The following is a 19,522-nucleotide window of genomic DNA, read 5'->3' as shown; positions in this document are numbered from 1 at the left end:
CCCTGACATGAATAACTCTATGTCGTGTTCCGGTGGCCGCTGGTGCACGCGCGCGGATGCGCTGCTCGGTGTCGAGGGCGTCCGCGTCAGCTCCGTCACGGCAACCGGTACCGGCCTGCTTCTGGGCGTCGAAACCGGGGAGAACGTCACCGGCTGCGCCGACTGCGGCGTCATCGCGGTCGGGCATGGACGCCGCCAGGTCCGTCTCCATGACATTCCCTGTTTCGGCCGCCCGGTGCGGCTGCTGTGGGCCAAACGTGTCTGGCGGTGCCCGGACCCGGACTGCCCGAGAACGACGTTCACAGAGGAGCACCCGCTGGCAGGACCACGGGCGAAGCTCACCGCCAGGGCCGCCGGGTGGGCGACCGATGCGCTCCAGCATTTCGACACCTCGGTCTCCGCCTTGGCCCATCAGCTCGGCGTCTCCTGGCACACCGTCTGGGACGCGGTCAGGATCGAAGCCACCCGGCGGATCGCATCGACCGGCCGGCTGACCGGGGTAGATGCGCTCGGGGTCGATGAGCATGTCTGGTCCCACACCGGCCCGCCCGGAACCGGCATGGTCACCGGGATCGTGGACCACACCCGCGACCCCGCGGGGGTGGTGCACGCCAGGTTGCTTGACCTGGTTCCGGGCCGGTCGGGGAAGGCCTATGCGGACTGGCTCAAAGAACGCGGCGCAGGGTTCACTGCCGGGATCAAGACCGCCGCGCTGGATCCGTTCCGCGGCTACGCGAACGCGATCCGTGACGAGCTGCCCGAAGCCATCGCCGTTCTGAACGCGTTCCATGTCGTGAAGCTCGGCTCGGCCATGATCGACGAGGTCCGCCGCCGGGTCCAGCAGGACACCCTGGGACACCGCGGCCGCAAGGGCGACCCGCTCTACGGAATCCGTCGAACCCTGCAGATCGGCGCCGAACACCTCACCGACAAACAAGCCGCCCGGCTCGATGCTAAGCTCAGCGCCGGGGATCACGGCCACGAAGTCACCCTGGCCTGGCAGTGCTACCAGAAGCTCCGCAACATCTACCACGCCCGCCCGGAGCGGGGCCGGGAACTCGTCAACGAAGTAATCACATCATTCCCGACCTCCCCATCCCGGAAGTCGCCCGACTCGGGCGGACACTCAATGGAAGACAGCGATCCTAGCCTACTTCGACACCCACGGCGCTTCCAACGGACCCACCGAAGCGATTCAATGGCGTCATCGAAACCACCCGCCGAATCGCCCGCGGCTTCCGCAACTTCACCAACTACAGACTCAGATGCCTACTGGCCGCCGGCGGCCACCGCCCCTACCGGAACAAACAGACCAACCATGCCTAAACGCGAAGCCGCTTTAAGTCTTCTAGACCAGGCGCCCCTGGAGTTCTTCTGCGGCTGCCCGGAGCATGCCCCCGAGGTCGCTGCGAAGCTCCTCCGACATGCGGTGGGCCGGCACAGATACGTTGATTCCGTAGACAGTGCCGCTTGGGCCGGCAACCGCGGCGGCGACCGATGTCACCCCGTCTTCGCTCTCTTCGCGGCTATTTGCGTAACCCCTGTGCCGGATTTCGTCGAGCTCCCTTTCAAGGTCCGACCTGGAGGTAATTGAGTTGGTAGTCAGCTTGGGGAGTTCCTGCCCTGGGTACAGATTCCGCAGCTGCTTCTCACCGAGGAGGCTCAGCATCGCTTTACCAGTCGCAGTGCAGTTTGCTGGCAAGGTGAGGCCCTGGCGGGAACCGACGCGGACCGCTCGCCTGCTTTCGATGGCGTCGATGAATTGGACGTCAGTCCTCTCAAGCCTGGCGAAGTGGACGGTTTCTCCCGTTTGTTCGAAGATCCGCTCGAGGACCGGCCGGGCCAGTGTCCGGATGTCCACCTGCCGTCTGATCGCAAAGGCAATCGAGCTCAGCGCCTGCCCAGGTTCGTAGGCCCGGGTCGCCGGGTTCTGCCGAACGAAGCCACGGTAGAGAAGCATGCCCATCAGCCGGTGCGCCGTCGACGACGCCACGCCCAAGTAAGTGCTGGCATCGGTCAGCCTGATGCTGGGCTGGGTTTCGAACAGCAGGAGCAGCCGCAGGGCGTTATCAACAGACTCGATGGGGTATTGCGGCGGCGGACCGTATTTGGATCCGTCTTCTGTCTCTGTCGATCGCATGCCTTGTATCGTACCCAGCGTCGGCGGGACTGTCGGCACTGCCGCGCTGGCCGGCTTCATGGGCTGACGCTCAGCCGGGCGAGCTCGTGTCGCCAGGCGGTCGCGATGTTGAACGGCCCTCCGAGATCTGGCAGCTCCGCCATGTCGGGACCGGGAAGGTCGTGCAGCTGCCCTCCGGCTGCTGTGATCTGAAGCGACAGGCCTGCCAAGGTGTTTACGCTGATGGCTTGGAGGACCGCCTGCTCCATCGTCGGCGCCGCGCTGGTGAGGCCGTGTCCGCGCAGCAGCACCACGGGCCGATCGCCCATGGCGTCGAGCATTTCCGCTGCGAGCTCGCGGTTTCGCACGAGCACTCCTCTGGGGTAGACGGGTATTCCGTCTGCCGCCAGGCGGGTGCCCGGGATGTCGAACGCCCCGACGATCGGCCGGATAGCGAGCCCTGCCAAGTCGGCGGCCACGACCTGCGGGGGGGGTATTGCGGCGGCGGACCGTATTTGGATCCGTCTTCTGTCTCTGTCGATCGCATGCCTTGTATCGTACCCAGCGTCGGCGGGACTGTCGGCACTGCCGCGCTGGCCGGCTTCATGGGCTGACGCTCAGCCGGGCGAGCTCGTGTCGCCAGGCGGTCGCGATGTTGAACGGCCCTCCGAGATCTGGCAGCTCCGCCATGTCGGGACCGGGAAGGTCGTGCAGCTGCCCTCCGGCTGCTGTGATCTGAAGCGACAGGCCTGCCAAGGTGTTTACGCTGATGGCTTGGAGGACCGCCTGCTCCATCGTCGGCGCCGCGCTGGTGAGGCCGTGTCCGCGCAGCAGCACCACGGGCCGATCGCCCATGGCGTCGAGCATTTCCGCTGCGAGCTCGCGGTTTCGCACGAGCACTCCTCTGGGGTAGACGGGTATTCCGTCTGCCGCCAGGCGGGTGCCCGGGATGTCGAACGCCCCGACGATCGGCCGGATAGCGAGCCCTGCCAAGTCGGCGGCCACGACCTGCGGGGGGGGTATTGCGGCGGCGGACCGTATTTGGATCCGTCTTCTGTCTCTGTCGATCGCATGCCTTGTATCGTACCCAGCGTCGGCGGGACTGTCGGCACTGCCGCGCTGGCCGGCTTCATGGGCTGACGCTCAGCCGGGCGAGCTCGTGTCGCCAGGCGGTCGCGATGTTGAACGGCCCTCCGAGATCTGGCAGCTCCGCCATGTCGGGACCGGGAAGGTCGTGCAGCTGCCCTCCGGCTGCTGTGATCTGAAGCGACAGGCCTGCCAAGGTGTTTACGCTGATGGCTTGGAGGACCGCCTGCTCCATCGTCGGCGCCGCGCTGGTGAGGCCGTGTCCGCGCAGCAGCACCACGGGCCGATCGCCCATGGCGTCGAGCATTTCCGCTGCGAGCTCGCGGTTTCGCACGAGCACTCCTCTGGGGTAGACGGGTATTCCGTCTGCCGCCAGGCGGGTGCCCGGGATGTCGAACGCCCCGACGATCGGCCGGATAGCGAGCCCTGCCAAGTCGGCGGCCACGACCTGCGGGGGGTGGGCATGCACAACGGAGTTGATATCCGGGCGCCGCCGCAGCAGCTCGGTGTGCAGAGGCAGCTCGTTGGGGACCGTGTAGCCGCTGTCGAGCTCGCCTTCGGCGGCGGGATTGCCGTCGAGGTCGACCAGCCGGATGTCGTTGGCTTCGGTGTGCGCGAGGCCACGCTCCTTGGGACCCCTGCAACGGACCAAGAGCTCGTTCTCCCCCGTTCGCGCACTGATGTGGCCGAGGATTCCGTCGGCGAGGCCGCGGCCGGCCAGGACCCGGCAGGCCATTGCGATGGCCTGCCGTTGCTCTTCGTGGACCACCGGCGGCTGACTTCCCCGCATCAGAGTGCCGCCGTCGGCCGGGGCTCGAGCAGGAGCTCGAGTTTGTCGCGCAGTTCCTGCACGCCGATCCCTGATCCCATGCCGCGGCGGCAGGCAAGCAGGGCCTTCGGCCAGTTCACGATCGCGGCACCGTACAGTTCCACTCCGTCGGTGGTGTAGAGCGCTGCGAACCGACCGTGCAGCTCAGGGTCTCCGATGAGGACATGGTCGGCGTTGCCTCCCACGCGACCGACGACCTGGATTTTCCAGTCGTGCTGGTCGCTCCAGACGTATTCAACCGGTGTGTACTCGCGGGGACTGTCCGGATGGGTGATGTTGTGGGCGACGCATGAGGCTTGCTCAACCGCGTTTGTCCAGTGCTCGATCCGGATGTCCGCACCGTGCTTCTGATGCCGCCAGCGCGCCACGTCGCCGACGCCATACACGTTCGGGGCGTCCACAGCCCTGCAGAACTCGTCCAGCACGACGCCGTTGTCCACCAGCAGTCCCGAGGAGGCCAGCCAGGCGTCGTTGGGAACCGCGCCGATCCCGATGAGAACGGTGGCGGCTTGTACTGTCTGGCCGTTGGTAAGCCTGACGCTGAAGGACCCGTGCTCGCCCTCAATGGCCTCGACTCCGGTGCCAAAGATCGTGGTGACGCCGTTGTTGCGGTGGAGTTCTCCAAACAGCTGTGCGATTTCGGCGTTGAAGATGCGGCTCATTGGTATGGGCATCGGGTCGATGACTGTCACTTCCAGACCGAGCGTACGTGCCGTCGCGGCTGCTTCGGCACCGATGAAACCGGCGCCGATCACTGCCAGTTCCCCGCCTTTGAGGAGGTCGGCGCGCAGTTTCCGGGCATCGTCCAGGGAACGGAGCACGTGGATCCCGGGCCGTTGGCCCCAGGGTGAGGGTCGGGCAGATGCGCCCGTGGCGATCACAAGGTTGTCGAAGTGTAGGGGTTCGTGGTCCTGGAGGTACAACAGGTTTCCGGCGACATCGATGCCTGTGGCGGCGTGCCCGAGCAGCAGCCGGATGCTGGCTTCCTCCGCCTGCTCGCGGGTAAGGAGGCGGATGGACAACTCCTCTGCTTTGCCGGAGAGGACGGATTTGGACAACGGCGGCTTGTCGTACGGGAGTTCCGTCTCAGCACCGACGAGGACGATGTCGCCTTCATACCCCTCCAGGCGCAGGGACTGGGCAGCACGCACGCCGCCGGTTGAGGAGCCGACGATAACTGTGGTCGTGTTCATCAGTCCTCCACTACTAGGGCGGACACCGGGCAGCTGCGGGCAGCCTCGGTGACACGGGAACGCTCGGCCTCGGGAACTTTGGTCCTGAGGAGAACAACGATTCCGTCGTCATCCAGATCAAAGTAGTCGGGTGCCCCAACGACGCAGTTGGCGTAGCCCTGGCAGGCTTGCAGATCTGCTTTTACGGTAGGCATTGTCAATCTCCTTGGCCTCTAGATGTTGTTTTTGTTCTGGGGCGGCTGCTCGTCCTCGGTGACAAGCGGCCCGAACGGATGCCCGATCATGGCCGAGAAGGTTGCCGGCGCCTGCCAGGTGAGGGCTTCCAGCTCCAGGGGGCACAGGGACACCCACTGGCCGGAGCGCGGGGACTTGATCATCAGCCGCGAGCCGTTCCGCGTCTCGACGCGGCTTACCTGGACTTCGGAGAATTCGTTGGCGATCACGATCGGAGCGCCGTTGACCCGTGCTTCCAGCCGGTCGCGCTCCTCCGCCGCTCGAATGGCGGCAAGGCGGTCCTCCTCTTCGCCTTCCCATTCGAGTTTCATAGGAATATGGCCAGATTCTGCATCCGGATGACCGCCTCGTCGACCATGATGGTGCGGCGGGCGAGCTGCCAGCCGGAGCCGGTGCGGCGCAGCAGATCCTCCCTGCCTGCCGACACGGTCGCGGCCTCGCGGACGTCGCCCCGGCTGCGGAACAGCAGGACCGCCGAATCCACGATGATCTCATCCGGGTTACCGGTACGGAACGTCCGGACGTTGGTGACGTAGTGGCGCAGCCGCGACGGAGGGTCTTCGGTCCAGGCGTGTTCCGTGGCGAAGCGCGCCGCCCTGCGGCTCAGCGAGTACTTGTTTTCATCCATGTGCGCCATCCCGGGAGACGTGCTGTAACCGGCCCCGAGGGCAGTGGTCACCCTCACCGGCATGAGATAGTGCACGTCGTCCGTGAGGCGGCTCAGCCACTCGTCGTACTCCTGTGCGTCGAGCAAATAGGATTCATCGACAAGCCACTTGTGGGCTTGCAGATGAAGTTCATCATTGAACGGCAGGGAGTCACCCGTCCTCTGAGTACGGGGGGCGTGCCCTCCCAGCACCGACTGCTCCGAGAGAGATTTGTTGCTGCGTTCGGTTACGGCTTCAATACCCACGGCTAGCCCTCCTTCGAAACGGTCATTGCCGGGGCGTGCCCGTTGTGCTCAGCGGGAGCCGGGAAAGAATCCGGGGTGTCAGACGGACAGTCCTGCACCGGATTGCTGCCGACGTGCACCTGGGCCGCTTTTTCCATCGGTCGTTCAAGATGGTTGGCCCATCGCAGGAGCAGTTCACGCTGGTTGTATTCGCTGTATCCGACGCGGGTCGAGCCGGGGCCGGAGTACTGCTCGGGGGTCAGGGGTTCGACGACGTTCTGTCCGTTTTCCAGCATGCCCATGCGGCTGTTCAGCAGCAGGCGCCGTGCCATCGGGCCGCCGGCGGTGCTGGTCAAGGAAACCCAGTTTTCCACGTCGTCCTGCTCGAACATGCCGCCGCTGCCAAAGCACATGAGATAGGCCTTGTAGGAAAGTGCCTTAAACTCTTCGGGCGCGTTCTTGTCGACGGCGAACCACGATACGATCTCGGTCTCGTCTTCACTGATTGGCTGCCACTGCCGGATGGAGATGAACGGGAGCACTTCATCGGAGTCTTCTTCGACCCGTGGCCAGTTGTGCACGAAGCTCATGTTCGGGAACACCGACGCCGCCGACACCATGAACCCGTCCTTGCCCACGACGTCGAGCTGCTCCTGGCTCCACTGCTCTTTCATGCGGGCGATCATCTCGTCCGGGTAGCCCACGTAGCGGAGGCGGTCCTCCAGGCTTCCTTCGGGAAGCTTGTAGGTAGTTCCGCCGCCGTTGCCGGCCCAATAGGTTGTCCCGTCCTTGCGCTTTTCCGCCTTTGGTTCGCGGAACAAACCAATTTCGACGACGGAGGTGTGGGTCTGGGGGGTGTGATACATGTCGCCGGCGAAGTTTTCGGCTCCGATTTTCCAGTTGGCCTTGACCCGCCACCGCTGCGGCCCGCGCAGTTCAATCCCGCCGGAGCTTTGCTTCGTGTAGTAGTCCATGTAGAACTTGAAGTCACCCAGGAAGTCCTCCAACGGCTCTGCGTCAGGATCCAGGCTGACGAAGATAAGGCCGTTGTAGATGCCCAGGGAAGGAGCAGGCAGCAACGTCTGCCCCTGCTTCTTGAAGCCCTCTTCGCCGCCGTATGCCTCTTTGTGGAAGGGCAGTCCGACTATGCGGCCGTCGTTACGGTAGGACCACCCGTGGTACGGGCAACGGAAGTGGGAAGCGTTTCCCATCTCCGTGCGGCAGACCTGCATGCCGCGGTGAAGGCACATGTTGAACAGTGCCCGGATTTCTCCATGTTCATCACGGGAAATGATGAATGAGTCTTCCAGGACGCGGCGCACCACGTAGTCGCCAGCTTCGGGCACCTCGGATTCGTGGGCGACGAAAAGCCAGCTGCGACCAAAGACCCGCTCCTTTTCAAGCTCGAAGATCTCTTTGTCGTTGTAAATGTGTGCAGGGATCATGCCCTGCCGTACATCCTGAATCACGCCGCTGTGGTCAGTCATTGATGGATCTCCTTGTCCGGGCCGGCAAGACGCCAGTCATCTCTGGTAATCAGAGATAGTTTCTTTTAGAAAGAGAATGACTTAAAGTGTGGCGTTCGTCAAGCCCCCGACGAGACTCATCTAAAGTGCTCGCGAAAGAGGAATAGTCAAATCCTGTGGATCGGGGGTCGTCAGGCGACCTCGGACACCGGAGTGTCGGGCGAGGGTTCCGGGGTGATGTCGACCGGCCGTTCGAGGAGCTTGCCCTTGTGGAACAGCGCGCCCGCTCGCACCAGTGCGACCAGCTGCGGTGCGTTGACCGCCCGCCACCGCGACTGCGCGGCCTCGATCAGCTTGTAGGCCATCGCCATCCCCGCCGCTCGTGAACCCGGACCCTTGGTCACCCTGGTCCGAAGCCGCACCGTCGCAAAAGTCGATTCGATCGGATTCGTCGTACGCAGATGCACCCAATGCTCGGCCGGATACCGAAAGTACTCGAGCAACACATCGGCGTCATCGACGATCTTCTTCACTGCCTTCGGATATTTCGCACCGTAGTCCTGTTCGAACGCCGCGATCGCGATCTGCGCCTTGTCGATGTCCTCGGCTCCGATGATCTCCTTCATCGCCGCCAACGCGCCGGGATGCGCGGACTTCGGGAGTGCTGCAAGGACGTTGGATTGCTTGTGGAACCAGCAGCGTTGTTCGCGGGTGTCGGGGAACACTTCCCGCAGTGCCTTCCAGAATCCCAGCGCGCCGTCCCCGATCGCGAGCACCGGGGCCCGCATTCCGCGGCGGCGGCAGTCCCGCAGCAGATCGGCCCAGCATTCGGTGGATTCGCGGTAGCCGTCGGCCAGGGCGACGAGTTCCTTACGTCCGTCGGCCCGCACCCCCAGCATGACCAGCAGACAGAGTTTCTCCTGCTCGAGCCGCACCTTCAGGTGGATGCCGTCGACCCACAGGTAGACGTAGTCGACTTGCGAGAGATCCCGCTGTCCGAAGGCTTTCGCCTCGTCCTGCCACTGCGCGGTCAGCCGGGTGATCGAGGCCGGCGACAGGCCGGCACCGGAGCCGAGGAACTGCTCGAGGGCGGGCCCGAAGTCGCTGGTCGACAGGCCGTGCAGGTACAGCAGCGGCAACACCTCGGACACTTGGGTGGACCTGCGGGCCCAGGCCGGCAGGATCGCCGACGAGAACCTCTTACGCTGGCCTGTCTCGGGATCGATGCGCTTGTCGTTGACCCGTGGCGCCTTCACCGTCACCGCACCGGCGGCGGTCATCACGTCGCGTTCGGTGTGGTAGCCGTTGCGTACGACGAGGCGGTGGCCGTTGTCGTCGACTTCACCGGCGTGCCGGGCGATGTAATCGGCGACCTCGGCCTGCAGGGCTGCGGCGAGCATCTGCCGGGCACCGTCGCGAACGATCTCATCGAGCAGCGACCGGCCTGCACCGGCGGCGTCGCCGGCCTCGTTCGGGTCTCGGCCTTCGTGTACTACCGTGAGCACGGGCGTGCCTTCCCGCCAGCGCGCCAACGCTGGTCTTGATCAGAATCCTGTTTCGTCAAAGATCATCATCCGGGAAGGTGCGTCCTCCCGGGATCCACAGGTTCTGATCATTGCTCCTCGCGAAATGGGGTGCGTGCCTAATACGAAAGTAAGGTGGGTCAGGCTGCCTCCTGGTTACTTAAGGTGACGTTGTAGCCGAGTTCTTGGAGGCGGCGGATGGCGTTGTTCTTGGTGCGGGTGGGGTCCTTTTTGGTAAAGAAGTCGGATCCTGGGTCGTGGTAGCACTCGCCGTCCGCGAGCATGTGCCAGACGGCGGTGAGGATGGAGTGTTGGGTGGCGACGATGGCTTTCATCTTGCCGCGGCGCACAATGAGTCTCTTATAGCGTGCCCCGAGGTAGCTGTTCTTGGGGTTTCTGGAAATCGACAAGGCCGCGACGCCCAGAGCGCCCTTGAGATAGCGGTTCCCAGGTCGGGTCCTGGTGGACTTTGCCCGGCCGGCAGACTCGTTGGATCCTGGGCTTAGGCCCGCCCAGGATGCGAGTCGGCCCGGGCTCTGGAAGGAGCTCATGTCTGCCCCGGTTTCGGCGATGATGACATCGGCCACGAGGGTGGAGACCCCGGGAATGGTAGCTAGAAATTCCCGTGCCGTTTGAAAGGGTTCCATCGCCTCGTTGATGCGGGTGGTGAGTTCCTCGACGCACCGAGTGATGGAATCGATGCGTTCCAGATGCATGTTGCAAAGATAAGCATGGTGCACCTCGAAGCGTCCGGTCAGCGCCTCTACGAGCTCGGGAACCCGCACGCGCATGCGCCCCCGAGCCAGGTCAGCCAACACCTGCGGATCCCGCTCACCCTTGATAAGTGCCTTGAGCATGGCCCGGGAGGAGACACCCATCAGGTCCGAAACATGGTCCGAGAGCTTAAGGCCGGTAGACTCCAGAAATTTCTCCAGTCGTTGGACTTCCCGGGTCCGGTCCTGGGTGGCGATGGTTCGTGCCCGGGTCAAATCCCGAAGTACGCGGATCGGTTGAGGCGGGACAAAACAAGGGCGCAGCAGCCCGTGCGCACCGAGCTGAGCTAACCAGGAAGCGTCGGACACGTCAGTTTTTCGCCCGGGAATGTTGCGGGCCGCCTTCGCATTGACGAGCATCACTGGCAGGAGGTCCTCCATCAGGTAGTAGAACGGCTTCCAGTAATCACTGGTTGCCTCCATGACCACCGTGGTGACCTTCGCGGCGACCAGCATGTCCCGCAGGGCGAGGATCTGATTGGTGGTGGAACCCCAGGTGGTGACCTCGGTGGAAAAAGTCCCGGCACGCTTGCCCGGGGACCGGATGGCGACCTTCGCGTCACCCTTGGAAATATCAATGCCCGCGGCACGTTCATGAACCAAGTCCACGGGACACCTCCTAACCTGCTTGTTTCAATGGGTGGTGATGCCTGCCATGTAGAGGGTGGAATTAAATCAGGACTCTAATACTCGTGCTCACAGCAACAATCCACGGTTCCCGTGGAACCCTCCGCACCACGCTCATTTACGGGCCAAACAACAGCACCAAGGAACGACCGGCGTCGGACACGGCAGACACCACCATCATCCCGCTGAGCCATCCGATTCACCAGAGGCAAGGTGCGTCAAGAGGGACTTTCGACACCCACGGCGCGCAGCGGCGCTGGCACGCTCATTTGGGAAATGCTCGCGAAATCTCTGGTGCATGGTCGGGTGCTTTGGTGTGCTGGAGGGATGTATGGGTTGACGTTGTCTGCGCGCAGGGAAATCACTAAGAAGGAAGCCGGCGCGTATGTGGCGGCGTCGAAGAAGGCCAAGGGCGAGATCCTGGACCGGTTGGTGGCGGAGGTGGGCTGGTCGAGGGCGAATGCCCGGCGGCAGCTGGGCAGGGCCTTCAAGCGGCGGGGCCCGGCCCGTATGGAGGTGCGCAAGCCGAGACCGCCGACGTATGGCTATGACACGGTGAAGGTGCTCCAGCAGGTCTGGGTCGTGGCTGGGCAGCCCTGCGGGAAGTACCTGGCCGCGGTCATGGGCACCACACTGGCCAACATGGACGCCCATATCCGCGCTGGCGCTTTCGGGAGGGTGCGGGCCCGTTACAGCCCCGCAGTGCATGACCAGTTGCTGGCGATGAGCGCGGCAACGATCGACCGGCTGCTGGCACCGTTCAAGCTCTCGATGTATCCGGACGGGAAGTCCACGACCAGGTCGCGGCGGAACCAGTACACCGAGTCGATCCCGATCATGTCCCGCATCCCGGATATTGACTGGCAGCCTGGCCTGGTTGCCATCGATACGGTCGCGCATTGCGGCAACAATGCCAAAGGCCAGTACGCATTCACACTGACCGCCACGGACGTGTACACCGGCTGGACCAGCAACCGGGCGATCAAGAACAAAGCCGCCAAATGGGTGGTCAAGGCGATGGATGAAATCCTGGACGAATTCCCATACCCCATCGACCACATCCATAGCGACAACGGCTCTGAATTCCTCAACGATCCGGTCACTACCTGGTGCAATGCCCATAACATCCGCATGACCCGGTCCCGGCCCCACCACTCCAACGACAACCCGTTCGTGGAGCAGAAAAACGAGGCCGTCGTCCGCCGCTCGGCGTTCAACTACCGCTACGACACCGATGCTGAATTGGGGCTCCTGAACGAGCTCTGGCCGCTGGTGAACCTGCGCAAAAACCTGTTCCTGCCCACCAAGAAAGTCACCGGATATCACCTGAGCCGCAAGGGGAAGTCAGTGCGCAGCTACGACGACCCGCGGACCCCGGCAGACCGGATCAAGGACACCGGGATCATGCTCGAACCCCAACGTCACTACCTGGACGAGCTCTACGCCAGTCTGGACCTGGCCGGCCTGACGAACCGGATCAACGAGATCCAGCAGCGACTCATCCGGCTGGCCGCCGCCAAGACCTACTCCCAAGCACCCCACGCAGCATGAGACTTTCGCGAGCACAATAGATGAGGCACGCAGGAATCATTTGGCGAGCATCTTGACATGAGGCACCACGGCCCCAGTCGGCCGAGTGGCCGAGGCCCCGCCGGACCGCGTCCGTTGGCCGGGATTCAGTGACCGTTTTCCGCAGCATCTGAGTCCCGCGCAGCAGTTTCGCCCATATCCAGGCGGGCCAGATCGTTCATGTCGTCGGCGGTCAGGGTGAAATCGAACGCAGAGATGTTCTCTCTCAACCAGACGGGGTCCGAAGCCTGCGGGATGGGCACCAGGTCCTGCTGAATGTGCCATCGCAGCAGGACCTGGGCAGGTGACCTGTTCAGACGGTCGGCGATGGCCACCACAAGGGGGTTCGCACGCAGTCCGGATTCACGGCCGATCGGGCTCCAGGATTGGGTGAGGATTCCCAGCTCCCGGTGGACCGCACGCGGTTGTGTGCGCGCCAGAGCAGGACTTAGCTGAATCTGGTTGACGTCCGGAACGACTCCGGTCGCTTCGATGATTTTCCTCAGGTGGGCCGGCTTGAAGTTGGAGACGCCGATGGCCTTGACGGCGCCTTCCTCTAACAGGGTTACAAGGCCTTTCCATGCCTCCGCATACGCGCCAAGCGCCGGCACCGGCCAATGGCACATGAACATGTCCAGATAGTCGACCCTAAGCTTCCGCAGGCTTTCGTCGTACGCCCGACGGACGCCGTCGACGCTGTGGGACTCCTTGTTGAACTTGCTGGAAATAAAGAGTTCCGCCCGCGGGACGCCGGCGGTTCTGATGCCGCGGCCCACGGCTTCTTCGTTGCGGTATTGAACGGCCGTGTCGACCAGCCTGTAGCCGGTCTGCACGGCACAGCGGACGGCTTGCTCGCATTCGGCGTCCAGCATCGGCCATGTTCCGAGGCCGATCCGCGGCATACTGTGTCCGTTCAGCAAGGGCAGCCTTGAGGTCGCACCTGGTCTCGGAGCCGTACTCGTTTCATTTATCATCGGAGGGCCTCGTCTTTCGGATCTGTCGATAGTTTGCTAAACGGCTGAAGCCTCAGCTCTTTATGTTTGGGCCATCACGGGTGCGGTCAGCTCAAGGTAGGCGTTTGCCTCCTGCAAGCCAACGCCGCCGCCACACTTGTTGTCGATGTCGAACAGACTGGCCAGATGCGGCAGCTCGGCACGGTCGCCGTAATCCAGCAAGTGAAGCACAACGCATAACTGCTGTCCAGATGTTAATTCCGTTCAGCAGAGAACTGGCGAGATCTGCCGGTGTGGCAGTGGTAGCCGCCCGCCCAGCGCCGTCTGGCCTGTAATCCTCGCCAGTGGGGGCCATTAAACGCATCGCCATGAGATAGCTTCGGATAGGGCCAAGCCTCCCGGAGACCGCCTCCCTTTTGAAGAAGAGCGACCCGGGCCATGTCGAGGCGTTGGCCCGGGCTTTGTCCGTGCTGAAGGCCTATCAGCAGCCAGGACAGGCCATTGTCGGTCTCGGATGTTGCCGAGTTCGTCGGGATCGCCAGGACCGCGGCGGGGCGATTCATCCTCACCCTGGAATACCTGGGTTATCTGTCCTACGACGCCAGTGGCTATTCCTTGCGGCTAGCAGTGCTGGAGATCGGGGATGCCTATCTGCTGAGCCATAAGCTGCTGGCGGTGGCCCATCCGCACCTTGAGCAATGATCAGAACCTGTGGATCCCGGGCGGGCGTGCCTTCCCGGAAGATGATCTGCAAGGAATCCGAATTCTGATCAAGACCAGCGTTGGCGCGCTGGCGGGAAGGCACGCCCGTGCTCACGGTAGTAGACAACAACGACGACTCCAACGAGACCCGCAATGCGGCCGGTGCGGGCCGGTCGTTGCTCGACCAGATCGTCCGCGACGGTGCCCGGCAGATGCTGGCCGCGGCGTTGCAGGCCGAGGTCGCCGACTATGTAGCCCGGTATGCCGGTGAGGTCGACGAACACGGCCACCGACTGGTGGTCCGCAACGGATACCACGCCGAACGTGAGGTCGTGACCTCGGCGGGTGCGGTGGCGGTGAAGGCGCCCCGCGTGAACGACAAGCGGATCGACCCCGATACCGGCGAGCGCAAGCGGTTCTCCTCGGCGATCCTGCCCGCCTGGGCTCGCAAGTCCGAGCAGGTATCGGAGGTGCTGCCGCTGCTGTACCTGCACGGCCTGTCAACCAGTGACTTCGGGCCGGCGCTCGAACAGTTCCTCGGCACCGGCGCCGGACTGTCCGCATCCTCGATCACCCGGCTCACGGCCCAGTGGCAGGACGAGGCGAAGGCCTTCGGCACCAGGGACCTCTCGCAGGTCGACTACGTGTACCTGTGGGTCGACGGCATCCACCTGAAAGTCCGGCTCGAGCAGGAAAAGCTCTGCCTGTTGGTGATGCTCGGGGTGCGGGCGGACGGCCGCAAGGAACTCGTCGCCCTGGCCGACGGCTACCGAGAGTCCACCGAGTCCTGGGCGGACCTGCTGCGGGATTGCCGCCGCCGCGGGATGCGCGCGCCGGCGCTCGCGGTCGGGGACGGAGCTTTGGGATTCTGGCGGGCACTGCGGGAGGTGTTCCCCGCCACCCGCGAACAACGCTGCTGGTTCCACAAACAAGCCAACGTTCTTGCTGCACTCCCGAAATCGGCGCATCCGGGTGCGTTGGCGGCGATGAAGGAGATCATCGGGGCCGAGGACATCGACAAGGCGCAGTTGGCGATCGCAGCGTTCGAACGTGACTACAGCGCGAAGTACCCGAAAGCGGTGAAGAAAATCGTCGATGACGCCGACGTGCTGCTCGAGTACTTCCGGTATCCCGCCGAGCACTGGGTGCATCTACGCACCACGAACCCGATCGAATCGACCTTCGCGACGGTTCGGCTTCGGACCAGGGTGACCAAGGGCCCGGGATCACGGGCGGCGGGCATGGCGATGGCCTACAAGCTGATCGAAGCAGCGCAGTCGCGGTGGCGGGCGGTCAACGCACCACACCTGGTGGCGTTGGTGCGGGCCGGCGCAGTGTTCCACCAGGGCAAGCTCCTCGAACGTCCGGTCGACATCACCCCGGAACCATCGCCCGACACCCCAGTGTCCGAGGTCGCCTGACGACCCTCGATCCACAGGATTTGACTATTTCTCGGGGATCGCATTACCGTCATTCAGCGTGATCAAGGGAGATGCCATGACTGCGAGTCTGCCAGCTGACGGCGCGTACAGCCCGGGACGCAAGGAGGCGCTCGTCACCGCGATGGCGGGTGTCACCCTGCGCGCGTTGCCGCGCATCCCCGACCCGGTGAAACGCCTGCTGCTGGCGGGCCGCACGGTGACGGTGGACGGCAACACCCTCGACACCACGGTGCAGCTGATGCTCGCCGGGCAGAAGCTGGTCGGGATCGACGGTGGCACCAACAACGTGGCGGCGGCGCGGGCGCAGCTGCGCGACCTGTCCGGCGGGTTCCGGCAGGCGATCCCGGTGGCCGCGGTGAGAGATCTCACCGTGACCGGCGGGGACGGTGAGATCCCGGCCCGCCACTACGTTCCGCCCACATCCACCGCCGACACGGCCGCCCCGCTGCTGGTGTTCTTCCACGGCGGCGGCTTCGTGATCGGCGACCTCGACAGCCACGACGACCTGTGCCGGCTGATCTGCCGCGACGCCGGGGTGCACGTGCTGTCGGTCGACTACCGGCTGGCCCCCGAGCACAAGGCGCCCGCCGCCGCCGACGACGGGTTCGCCGCCTACCGCTGGGCGCGCGAGCACGCCGCCGAACTCGGTGCCGACCCGGACCGCGTCGCGGTCGGCGGGGACAGCGCCGGCGGCAACATCGCCGCCGTCGTCGCCCAGCGCGCCCGCGCCGAAGGAGTGCCGCAACCGGCGCTGCAACTGCTCATCTACCCGTGGACCAACCCCAGCGGCGAGACCCGGTCGCAGACCCTGTTCGCCTCCGGCTACTTCCTGACGAAGGCCGACATCGAGTGGTTCGCCGACAAGTACGTCACCGGTGCGTCGGTGCAGATCACCGATCCGGTCGTGTCACCGCTGCTGGCCGACGACCTGTCCGGGCTCGCGCCTGCACTGGTGCTGACCGGCGGCTTCGACCCACTGCGCGACGAGGGCGTGGCCTACGCCGAGGCACTGCGCGCCGCCGGGGTGGCCGTCGACCTGCGGCAGGCCGGTGCGCTGATCCACGGCTTCGCCAACATGTTCCCGATCGGGGGCGGTTGCGCGGCCGCGGTCGCCGACATGATCAGCGCGCTGCGCACCCGTCTGCGCGGCGTCTGACGGGCCGCGAAAACGCCGCCGGTACGCTTGTCCCCGTGGCCTCGAAACCGAAGAAGACCCCGAAGTACGACCTGAAGGCGGCCGACAAGAAACGCAATCTGGCCGTACAGATCGGGTTGACCGCGATCGTCGTGATCTTCGCCGTCGCGCTGGTGCTCTACATCGTCATGACCAAGGAGGACAAGCCCGGCGAGGGTGAGGCCAAGCCGATCCGGGTGGCGTCCAGCGACGTCATCACCGGTGACGACGGCGAGCCCAAGGCCGTGCTGTCGCTCTACGAGGACTTCCTGTGCCCGGCGTGCGGCAACTTCGAGAAGGCCTTCGGCCCGACGATCAACCGGCTGATCGACAGCGGCGCCGTGGCGGCCGACTACTACATGGTCTCGATCCTGGACCGGGCCGGCCAGGGGTACTCGACCCGCGCCGCGAACGCCGCCTACTGCGTGGCCGAAGCCGACACCGAGGCGTTCCGCCGCTTCCACGCCGCGCTGTACGCCCAGCAGCCGCCCGAGGGCGTCGGCCCGTTCCCGGACGAGGCCCGGCTGACCGAGGTGGCGCGCCAGGCCGGCGTCGTCGGCGACGTCCCGAACTGCATCGAGAAGGGCCGCTACGACGACATGGTCAAGGGCATGGCCAAGGCGACCGAGGTCAAGGCCACCCCGACCATCCGCATCAACGGCAAGGACTACAAGCCGACGACCCCCGACGCGCTGATCGACGAGATCAGGAGCATCGTCGGTGACCTGCCCGTGCTCGACGCCGGTGCGCCGCCGCCGAATCCGGATCCGACGACCCCGGCGCCCGCTCCCGCTCCCGCTCCATGAGCGTGAGCGCGCCAGGGGAGGTGTCCCCGGCCGAGCCGGACAGCCCCGAGCACGGTGGGGTGCACGTCGGGAGGCTGAGCGCGCTGTGGGTCCTGATCGCCGGCGTGGTGGGCCTCTCGTCGGCGCTGGCGCTGACCATCGAGAAGGTCGAGCTGCTCAAGAACCCGGCCTACGTGCCGACGTGCAGCCTCAACCCGGTGCTGTCCTGCGGTTCGGTGATGGTCACCCCGCAGGCCGCCGTGTTCGGTTTCCCGAACTCGCTGATCGGCATCGTGTCGTTCACCGTCGTGCTGGTGACCGGGGTGCTCGCGGTGGCCCGGGTTCAGCTGCCCCGCTGGTACTGGGCCGGGCTGGCGGTCGGCACGCTGCTGGGCACGGTGTTCGTGCACTGGCTGATCTACCAGAGCGTGTTCACCATCGGCGCGCTGTGCCTGTACTGCATGGTGGTGTGGTCGATGACCATCCCGCTGCTGGTCGTGGTGACGACGATCGCGGTGCAGCCGCAGCGCGGCAACGCCGTGCTGCGCGGGCTGCACACCTGGCGCTGGTCGATCGTGGCGCTGTGGTTCACCGCGGTGATCCTGTTGTGCCTACAAGGTGGCGTTCGTGCTCGATGTCGCCGGTGACAACGAGGCCCTGGTGGTGCGCAACGATGCGAACGTCAACACCATCGCCGAGTTGCGTGGCAAGCGGATCGCCACCCCGTTCGCATCGACCGCGCACTACAGTCTGCTCGCCGCGCTGTCGCAGAACGGATTGTCCCCCAGCGATGTTCAGCTGATCGACCTGCAGCCCCAAGCGATCCTGGCGGCCTGGGAGCGCGGTGACATCGACGCCGCCTACAGCTGGCTGCCGACCCTGGACGATCTGCGCAAGACCGGTAAGGATCTGATCACCAGCCGTCAGCTGGCCGCCGACGGCAAGCCGACGCTGGACCTGGGCGCGGTGCGCACGGAGTTCGCGGACGAACACCCCGAGGTCGTCGACATCTGGCGCCGGCAGCAGGCCCGTGCCCTCGACGTCATCTCCGGCGACCCGGACGCCGCCGCGAAGGCGATCGCCGCCGAAGTCGGCCTGACGCCGGAAGACCTTGCCGGACAACTCAAACAGGGTGTGTACCTGACACCGGCGGAGGTCGTGTCTGCGGAGTGGCTGGGCTCGGACGGCAAACCGGGCAACATCGCCGCCAATCTGCAGAGCGCCTCAGAGTTCCTCGCCGAGCAGCAGCAGATCCCGGAGGCGGCGCCGCTTCAGACGTTCCAGGACGCCATCTACACCAAGGGTCTTCCCGATGCCCTCCAGCAGTGACGTCGCGAGCAGGGGTGGGCTGCGGATCGCGAACGTCGCGCACCGCTACGGCGACGTCACCGCGTTGGGTCCGGTCGATCTCGATGTCCAGCCGGGTGCGTTCCTGGTGTTGGTCGGCGCGTCGGGCTGTGGGAAGAGCACGTTGCTGAGGTTGATCGCCGGCTTCGAGGAACCCACCGCGGGCGAGGTGCGCGTCGAGGGTGCCTCCCCCACACCCGGTGTCACCTCGGGTGTGGTGTTCCAGCAGCCGCGGCTGTTCCCCTGGCGCACCGTCGGCGGCAACGTCGACCTGGCGCTCAAGTATGCGAAGGTTCCCCGCGAGCTGAGGCCGCAGCGCCGAGCGGCGATCCTGGCGCGCGTCGGGCTGGAGGGGACCGCCGACCGCAGGATCTGGGAGATCAGCGGCGGGCAGCAGCAGCGCGTCGCGATCGCCCGGGCGCTGGCGGCGGAGACTCCGCTGTTCCTGCTCGACGAGCCGTTCGCGGCCCTGGACGCGCTGACCCGCGAACGGCTGCAGGACGATGTCCGGCAGGTCAGCGCCGAGTCGGGGCGCACCACGGTGTTCGTCACGCACAGTGCCGACGAGGCGGCGTTCCTCGGATCGCGAATCGTGGTGTTGACCCGGCGGCCCGGCACGATCGCGCTCGACCTGCCCTCGGATCTGCCGCGCTCCGGGATCGAGGCCGACGAGCTGCGGCGCTCACCGGAGTTTCTGAGGCTGCGCAACGAGGTCAGCGACGCGGTGAAAGCGGCCGCCGCCTGATGTGAGCGCCGCTTGACTGCCCGGACACGCAGAAAAGCACCCGTTACGCCGTGGCGTGCCGGG

Annotated in this window: 18 protein-coding genes and 4 pseudogenes; 9 read left to right on the top strand and 13 right to left on the bottom strand. The window is 65.1% G+C overall.

All coding sequences use genetic code 11. From position 1 onward, the window contains the following. Nucleotides 1–7 precede the first annotated feature (7 nt). A pseudogene (locus tag A7U43_RS30180) lies at nucleotides 8–1,033 on the top strand (ISL3 family transposase); the annotation flags it as partial. A gap of 315 nt (nucleotides 1,034–1,348) precedes the next feature. Here the strand turns inward: A7U43_RS30180 and A7U43_RS01775 are convergent. From A7U43_RS01775 to A7U43_RS01725, 11 genes and pseudogenes are all read right to left on the bottom strand, one after another. After that, a complete protein-coding gene (locus tag A7U43_RS01775; RefSeq protein ID WP_047040750.1) occupies nucleotides 1,349–2,140 on the bottom strand; it encodes an IclR family transcriptional regulator in 792 nt (263 codons plus the stop codon). Between the two features lie 56 nt (nucleotides 2,141–2,196). Continuing rightward, nucleotides 2,197–2,616: pseudogene (phtC, locus tag A7U43_RS01770) on the bottom strand (3,4-dihydroxyphthalate decarboxylase); the annotation flags it as partial. A gap of 106 nt (nucleotides 2,617–2,722) precedes the next feature. Continuing rightward, nucleotides 2,723–3,142 (bottom strand): annotated as a pseudogene (gene phtC / locus A7U43_RS01765) (3,4-dihydroxyphthalate decarboxylase); the annotation flags it as partial. A gap of 106 nt (nucleotides 3,143–3,248) precedes the next feature. After that, nucleotides 3,249–3,941, bottom strand: coding sequence for a 3,4-dihydroxyphthalate decarboxylase (phtC, locus tag A7U43_RS01760; RefSeq protein ID WP_231963757.1), 693 nt, complete (start codon nucleotides 3,939–3,941; stop codon nucleotides 3,249–3,251). A 53-nt stretch (nucleotides 3,942–3,994) separates the two neighbouring features. Further along, the gene (locus A7U43_RS01755) at nucleotides 3,995–5,227 is read right to left on the bottom strand and encodes an NAD(P)/FAD-dependent oxidoreductase (protein ID WP_067990455.1); all 1,233 of its coding nucleotides are present in this window, start codon (nucleotides 5,225–5,227) and stop codon (nucleotides 3,995–3,997) included. Next, nucleotides 5,227–5,421, bottom strand: coding sequence for a ferredoxin (locus tag A7U43_RS01750; protein ID WP_047040743.1), 195 nt, complete (start codon nucleotides 5,419–5,421; stop codon nucleotides 5,227–5,229). The genes A7U43_RS01755 and A7U43_RS01750 overlap by 1 nt, the downstream gene beginning before the upstream one ends. A gap of 18 nt (nucleotides 5,422–5,439) precedes the next feature. Continuing rightward, nucleotides 5,440–5,772: a hypothetical protein gene (locus tag A7U43_RS01745; RefSeq protein WP_047040740.1), complete on the bottom strand. Its 333-nt coding sequence runs from the start codon at nucleotides 5,770–5,772 to the stop codon at nucleotides 5,440–5,442. After that, the gene (locus A7U43_RS01740) at nucleotides 5,769–6,368 is read right to left on the bottom strand and encodes a 3-phenylpropionate/cinnamic acid dioxygenase subunit beta (RefSeq protein ID WP_095795377.1); all 600 of its coding nucleotides are present in this window, start codon (nucleotides 6,366–6,368) and stop codon (nucleotides 5,769–5,771) included. The genes A7U43_RS01745 and A7U43_RS01740 overlap by 4 nt, the downstream gene beginning before the upstream one ends. Nucleotides 6,369–6,376: 8 nt before the next feature. After that, the gene (locus A7U43_RS01735; RefSeq protein WP_047040736.1) at nucleotides 6,377–7,840 is read right to left on the bottom strand and encodes an aromatic ring-hydroxylating dioxygenase subunit alpha; all 1,464 of its coding nucleotides are present in this window, start codon (nucleotides 7,838–7,840) and stop codon (nucleotides 6,377–6,379) included. 170 nt (nucleotides 7,841–8,010) lie between these two features. Further along, nucleotides 8,011–9,324, bottom strand: a complete 1,314-nt coding sequence (locus A7U43_RS01730; protein WP_047040733.1) for an IS256 family transposase — start codon at nucleotides 9,322–9,324, stop codon at nucleotides 8,011–8,013. Nucleotides 9,325–9,482: 158 nt separating this feature from the next. Continuing rightward, nucleotides 9,483–10,724 (bottom strand): IS110 family RNA-guided transposase, encoded by a 1,242-nt coding sequence (locus A7U43_RS01725; protein ID WP_047040730.1) that lies wholly within the window; start codon nucleotides 10,722–10,724, stop codon nucleotides 9,483–9,485. A 354-nt stretch (nucleotides 10,725–11,078) separates the two neighbouring features. On the opposite strand from A7U43_RS01725, the gene A7U43_RS01720 reads away from it, so the two are divergent. Next, nucleotides 11,079–12,293, top strand: a complete 1,215-nt coding sequence (locus A7U43_RS01720) for an integrase catalytic domain-containing protein (RefSeq protein ID WP_157894437.1) — start codon at nucleotides 11,079–11,081, stop codon at nucleotides 12,291–12,293. Between the two features lie 125 nt (nucleotides 12,294–12,418). Here A7U43_RS01720 and A7U43_RS01715 read toward each other — a convergent pair whose 3' ends face one another. Both A7U43_RS01715 and A7U43_RS29525 read right to left on the bottom strand, forming a co-directional pair. Then, on the bottom strand, nucleotides 12,419–13,183 hold the full coding sequence (locus A7U43_RS01715; RefSeq protein ID WP_231963496.1) for an aldo/keto reductase: 765 nt from the start codon (nucleotides 13,181–13,183) through the stop codon (nucleotides 12,419–12,421). Nucleotides 13,184–13,345: 162 nt separating this feature from the next. Beyond that, nucleotides 13,346–13,486 carry a hypothetical protein gene (locus A7U43_RS29525; RefSeq protein WP_156525811.1) on the bottom strand — a complete coding sequence of 47 codons (141 nt, stop codon included), beginning with the start codon at nucleotides 13,484–13,486 and terminating at the stop codon, nucleotides 13,346–13,348. Nucleotides 13,487–13,765: 279 nt separating this feature from the next. Here A7U43_RS29525 and A7U43_RS01710 point away from each other — a divergent pair, with 279 nt between their 5' ends. The 7 genes and pseudogenes from A7U43_RS01710 (at nucleotide 13,766) to A7U43_RS01680 (ending at nucleotide 19,459) form a co-directional block, all read left to right on the top strand. Next, nucleotides 13,766–13,966 (top strand): IclR family transcriptional regulator, encoded by a 201-nt coding sequence (locus tag A7U43_RS01710; protein WP_052773275.1) that lies wholly within the window; start codon nucleotides 13,766–13,768, stop codon nucleotides 13,964–13,966. Between the two features lie 107 nt (nucleotides 13,967–14,073). Then, nucleotides 14,074–15,387, top strand: a complete 1,314-nt coding sequence (locus A7U43_RS01705) for an IS256 family transposase (protein WP_019344575.1) — start codon at nucleotides 14,074–14,076, stop codon at nucleotides 15,385–15,387. A 76-nt stretch (nucleotides 15,388–15,463) separates the two neighbouring features. Beyond that, nucleotides 15,464–16,564 carry an alpha/beta hydrolase gene (locus A7U43_RS01700; protein WP_047041146.1) on the top strand — a complete coding sequence of 367 codons (1,101 nt, stop codon included), beginning with the start codon at nucleotides 15,464–15,466 and terminating at the stop codon, nucleotides 16,562–16,564. Nucleotides 16,565–16,599: 35 nt separating this feature from the next. Further along, on the top strand, nucleotides 16,600–17,388 hold the full coding sequence (locus tag A7U43_RS01695; protein ID WP_047041144.1) for a DsbA family protein: 789 nt from the start codon (nucleotides 16,600–16,602) through the stop codon (nucleotides 17,386–17,388). After that, complete coding sequence (locus A7U43_RS01690; protein ID WP_067990452.1) at nucleotides 17,385–18,014, top strand: vitamin K epoxide reductase family protein; 630 nt, start codon at nucleotides 17,385–17,387, stop codon at nucleotides 18,012–18,014. The genes A7U43_RS01695 and A7U43_RS01690 overlap by 4 nt, the downstream gene beginning before the upstream one ends. Next, nucleotides 17,980–18,696, top strand: a pseudogene (locus A7U43_RS01685) (taurine ABC transporter substrate-binding protein); the annotation flags it as partial. The gene A7U43_RS01690 and the pseudogene A7U43_RS01685, both read left to right, overlap by 35 nt. Beyond that, complete coding sequence (locus tag A7U43_RS01680; RefSeq protein ID WP_067990449.1) at nucleotides 18,680–19,459, top strand: ABC transporter ATP-binding protein; 780 nt, start codon at nucleotides 18,680–18,682, stop codon at nucleotides 19,457–19,459. The pseudogene A7U43_RS01685 and the gene A7U43_RS01680, both read left to right, overlap by 17 nt. Nucleotides 19,460–19,522: the final 63 nt, after the last annotated feature.

Source organism: Mycobacterium adipatum (genome assembly GCF_001644575.1).
Classification (GTDB): Bacteria; Actinomycetota; Actinomycetes; order Mycobacteriales; family Mycobacteriaceae; genus Mycobacterium; species Mycobacterium adipatum.
The sequence above is the reverse complement of the archived record's forward strand: the minus strand, read 5'-3'. Positions and strand labels throughout refer to the sequence as shown.